The organism is Nonomuraea sp. B19D2 (genome assembly GCF_040137845.1).
In the GTDB taxonomy this organism is placed as follows: Bacteria; Actinomycetota; Actinomycetes; order Streptosporangiales; family Streptosporangiaceae; genus Nonomuraea.
The window spans coordinates 1-572 of record NZ_JBEFAK010000162.1 but is presented as its reverse complement, the minus strand read 5'-3'; the positions used below and the strand labels follow the sequence as shown (position 1 = coordinate 572).

1 protein-coding gene is annotated in these 572 nt (G+C 69.1%); it reads right to left on the bottom strand.

The window, feature by feature from the left end; all coding sequences use genetic code 11:
* Positions 1 to 141: 141 nt before the first annotated feature.
* The coding region (locus ABN273_RS59285; RefSeq protein WP_349458610.1) for an extracellular solute-binding protein at positions 142 to 572 on the bottom strand (431 nt) is incomplete at its 5' end.

Sequence of the window (572 nt, the reverse complement as noted above, 5' to 3'; positions counted from 1 at the left end):
GCGGCGATCTCCATGGACGCCTCGTCGACAGCGACGACGTCCCCGTAGGTCTTGCGCAGGGCCACCACCGACAGCGCTTTGCCGGTCGAGGTGGCCGGCTTGGCGCCGGCCACTCCGAGCGACGGCGTGGACACACCGAACTCAGCCACGAGCCCACCCCAGCCAGCGCTTGGTGACCGCCTCTTCGTTCTTCAGCCACCACTCGATGTCAGCGTCGAAGCCCTTGTCGTAGAACTGCGGCGCGCCGGCCAGGCCGTTACGCACCTCCTCGCTGAGCTTGTCGTAGGCCAGCGGGGAAGACGGGTTCGTCGGATACGTCATGGCCAGCCGGGCCTGCACCTCGGGACGGATCGAGTAGTCGAAGAGCTGGTAGGCGGCCTCCAGGTTGGGCGCGCCCTTGGAGATGGCGTAGCCCTGGAACTGGCGGCGGGCGCCGTTGAGCTGGGCCGCGACCGCGACGCCCTGCTTGGTCAGGTCGGCGAGGCGGCCGTGCCAGACGGTGGCCATCGTCACCTCCTGGCGGGTGAGCAGCATGCCGGGCAGCGGGCCGCTGTCCCAGAACTTCTTCACCT